We start from the raw sequence: 4197 nt of genomic DNA on the forward strand, positions 1-4197 counted from the left end.
TTAATGGCATTGGTAGATTTTTTGGCAAAAAGATACCTTTTGGCAATATAAAACGATGTATTCACAGCGGCAAAGATAAATAAAAGGTTGAGGGTTTTAAGGTAAAAGGCTTCAGGTTGTAAAGCCTTTAACAATTATGAACCTTTAATCCTGCTAAAAAAATGGGTTATGTTGTTTTTCAAAACCAATGCTTGTGGCTGGTCCATGGCCAGGATAAACTTTGGTTTCATCAGGTAAGACAAAAAGTTTATCGGAAATGTTTTGGATTAATTGCTGATGATTACCTCCAGGCAGATCGGTACGGCCAATACTTCCGTAAAAAAGTACATCACCACCTATTAAAATATGATCGGCTGCACTGTAAAAACACAGGTGTGCAGGCGAATGCCCCGGGGCAAAAATTAAAGTCAGTGTACTGTTACCAAAAGAAATTGTTCCTGTTTCAGGCAAAAAGGTATCGGGCAGAGGAGATATATCATAACGGGCAAAGCCCATTGACGGTGCATAACCAGGAACTGCATTTAAAATTGGCAATTCGCCCGCATGAAACTGTGGTTTTAGGCCATAGGTTTCGAACACAAATTTATTGCCGAAAACATGATCGAGATGACAATGTGTATTAAGTAATAAAACAGGTTTTAATCCCTCATTTTTAATGAAAGCCGCCAATTCATTTTGCTCAAAACCTTCGTACATGCCCGGATCGATAATGACACATTCTTTGGTTTCATCATAAAGCACATAGGTATTTTCGCTGTAGGCGTTAAATGTGAAGGTTTTTATTGTGATCATAAAAATTTTAGAAAAAATCCTGTTTCCAAAAGCAGGATGACAAAATAATAAATTAATTTTTCCACCTAAAGGTAGAAATCAAGGTATCGATATCCTTTTTAATAAATTTAACAACGGGTTCAATAGAGTCGTATTGTGGGCGTTCATTAAAATATAAAGCTCCTCTAAAATAATGTTTGGCACTATCGGTTAAAAAAAACTGAACTGATGATGCGGTATTCCCCTCTATAGCGTAATAAATGCCGTAAACTTTATGATCGGGATAATTGATGAGTTTTTGATCAATCGCACTGGCTTTTATGGTATGTTTAAAAGCCAGTTTTCGGGCATCTTCTACCATTTCATCATATTCGCCTTTACCCGAAACATCGTAATACGTTAAATGCAAAAAGCCATTAAACTGCTTAAAGTGTAAATTGTACCAATTCTTTTGGGCATCGCGGCTTTGATCTTGTTCTACCACCGCATAAGTTGGATATTTGAAAGTAAAAGGGACAGGCTTGGTAARTACAGTATAATCTTTTTTAGGGAATACAATCCTGTAGTAAGCTTTTGGCTTTGGGCTATAATCGTGGTTCTGACAAGCTGTTATAAACAAAAGCAGCACAAAGGGAAAGCAGATCAGTTGTTTTAGTTTCATAACATTTTATCAAAGATTGCGTCGTCGTTCCTCCTTGCAATGACGATAAGTTAAATTATTTATTCCAGATTGCCCAAGCTTTTTCTGCTTGTTTGTACAGCATTTCCAAACCATTCTTAATTGCTGCACCGCGCTCGGCAGCTTTAACCAAAAATGCTGTCTCCAGCGGATTGTAAACTAAATCGTAAGCTAAATACCCAGGCCCAACTAAACTGTAATCGATTTCGGGAAAGGTATCCACATTTGGCGACATCCCCAGGGGGGTAGTATTAATCAATAACTGGTGTGAGGCTAAAATCTCTGGTGTAACTTCCGAATATAGAATAGCACCCTGAACAGCCGTTCGTACCACAACCTGATATTGGATATTTAATTTCTCTAAAACGTACTTTACCGCTTTCGCCGCCCCACCATCGCCAAAAACCAGTGCTTTGCTGTGTTGCGGCCCCAACAATGGTTTTAGCGATTCTTCAAAGCCATATGCATCGGTGTTATAGCCTTTTAAATAGGTCGCACCTTCAAAACTTTTGATCGAAATACAATTTACGGCCCCAATTTTTTCTGCTGCTTCGTCTACTTCGTTTAAATAGCAAAGCACGTTAACTTTATGCGGAATCGTAACATTAAGCCCACAAAGCGATGGATTTTCACCTAGCAGATCGGGCAGTGATTTAATATCGGCAATAGGAAAAAGCTCATATTGATGATCGGCTATTCCCTCATTTTGAAATTTTTCTGTGAAATATTTTTTCGAGAAAGAATGAGAAAGTGGGTATCCGATTAAGCCGTATGTTTTCATTATTTATAAAAAAAGCAAACCTTACAGGTTTTTGAAACCTGCAAGGTTTATTTAACTATGCACCCCGCAATAGCGGGTTGAGTTATTTAGTTTGGTTCAGGAAATAATCAAAAGTATCTCCACGTAAACCTAAACGAATGGTTTCTAAAGGAATTACTTCTGCTGGCGCAATATTACCAAGGTTTACATTACTACCGATTAATTTAATAAACCAAACTTGCTGTTCTTTTTGAGGTGCTTCCCAAATAATGGTTTCTTCAGGAATCTGGGTTAAAATCTCATCAACCAATCCTTCCCGTACTTCACCGCTTCCACGGTAAATACCTACATTACCACCTTCGCGTGCTTCGGCAATTACTTTCCACGATCCCGCCTCAATTTCGGCCTGCATTAATTTAATCCACTTATATGGGGCAAATATTTTAGCGGCATCTTTACTTCCAACCTCCGAAATAACGGTTACCTGTTTAGAAAGTTCGCGGATAAACTCACATTTCTTATCGTGCTCAATTTCAATAGAACCATCAGAAACTTCTGCATATTCCATCCCATACTGGTCTAAAACACGTTGATAATCTGAAAACTGGTCACGGATGATAAAGGCCTCAAATAACGTTCCTCCGAAATAGGTAGGAATGCCTGCACTTTTATATAAAGCTAATTTTTCTTTAAGGTTTGGTGTTACGTGTGATGTTGCCCAACCTAATTTTACGATATCTGTATGTACGCCGGCAACTTCAATAAAATCTTCAACCTGGCGTAGGCTCAATCCCTTATCCATAACCATTGTTAAGCCTTTTTGGCGTGGTTTAGCTGGACGTTCGGGAACGTTTAATAATGGATAATTCATATGCGTACAAAAGTGAAAAAAATTTTGAGATTTATTTGTTAAATTTTTCTCACAAGGTCGTTACCTAATATATCTGTTTATAACGTTCAAAATGGCACTATTATCCTGCAATTGTGGCAAATATTCAAATAAAATATAGTGTTTATCGGGGTCGGTTGTTAAAGCCGTTTCCAAATATCCCAGCGCATCGCTATAATTCCCCTGGGCAAAAAGATAGGCTACCATCCGATAATACAGTTCTGCTGCTTCCGGATTATTCTTGATCGCCTCTGCCATCGTTTCTGATGCTTCCAGCAATTTTCCCTGCTCGTAAAGCACTGTACTAAAATCTAACCAGGCTTCAATATCCACAGGATTAAACTCCAATACTTTTTCATAAGCTTCGATCGATTCATCAATCTGGCCTAGTTTATAATAAGCATCAGCCATAGCGAACCAGAAATCAGGGTTCTCGGCCTCTAAATCGATTGCTTTTTTATAAAAATGCAGCGATTCGAAATAACGTTCTTCAAAATTCAGTGTAACACCGATCCCAAACCAGGCATCTGCCATTTTGGGATCCATTTTTACCGATTTTTTGTAGTAAGAACGGGCTTCGTCCATTTTCTCCAGTTTCTCGTAACATTCGCCAATGGCACAATAGGTATCGGCATTAGGCTGTTCGTATTCGAAAGTCTGTTTATAAACATCTATCGCCTCATCATATTTATCGAGCTGAACCAGCGCATTACCTTTATTGAAATACGCAGAGCTAAAATCTTCTTTGATCAGGATCGCATAATCGTAAGCATCGATCGCTTTTTCGAAAAGATTCAGCTTGTGGAAACTGTTGCCCAAATTATACCATGCCGCATATGAATACGGATCGGTATCGATGTATTGCTGATAAAACTTAATACTTTCTTCTTGTTTATCTAACACATCGTAACAGAAAGCCAGCTCATATAAACCATCCTGGTTCTCCATATTCTGCTCTAAACTGAGTTTAATATAGGTAATGGCGCTTTCATAATCACTCATGCTCTGGTAAACATAAGCCATCTGTAATAAAATCTCATCGGTACTTTCAGCCAGCCCTAAAGCTTTCTCATAATTTTCCAAAGCCTCGTCAAAACG

The 4197-nt window shown here is 38.3% G+C and carries 5 protein-coding genes; all 5 read right to left on the minus strand.

Features of this window, described 5'->3' with window-relative positions:
* Window positions 1-153: 153 nt before the first annotated feature.
* The gene (locus tag AC1DND_RS21420; protein WP_477584656.1) at window positions 154-792 is read right to left on the minus strand and encodes an MBL fold metallo-hydrolase; all 639 of its coding nucleotides are present in this window, start codon (window positions 790-792) and stop codon (window positions 154-156) included.
* Between the two features lie 52 nt (window positions 793-844).
* Window positions 845-1432 carry a gliding motility lipoprotein GldD gene (gldD, locus tag AC1DND_RS21425; RefSeq protein WP_477584657.1) on the minus strand — a complete coding sequence of 196 codons (588 nt, stop codon included), beginning with the start codon at window positions 1430-1432 and terminating at the stop codon, window positions 845-847.
* Between the two features lie 55 nt (window positions 1433-1487).
* The gene (locus AC1DND_RS21430) at window positions 1488-2231 is read right to left on the minus strand and encodes a shikimate dehydrogenase family protein (protein WP_477584658.1); all 744 of its coding nucleotides are present in this window, start codon (window positions 2229-2231) and stop codon (window positions 1488-1490) included.
* Window positions 2232-2313: 82 nt separating this feature from the next.
* On the minus strand, window positions 2314-3081 hold the full coding sequence (locus AC1DND_RS21435; RefSeq protein WP_131029432.1) for a phosphosulfolactate synthase: 768 nt from the start codon (window positions 3079-3081) through the stop codon (window positions 2314-2316).
* A 60-nt stretch (window positions 3082-3141) separates the two neighbouring features.
* On the minus strand, window positions 3142-4197 hold a 1056-nt coding region (locus tag AC1DND_RS21440; protein WP_477584659.1), incomplete at its 5' end, for a tetratricopeptide repeat protein.

The sequence above is a fragment of the Pedobacter sp. 01N416 genome, from assembly GCF_056399685.1.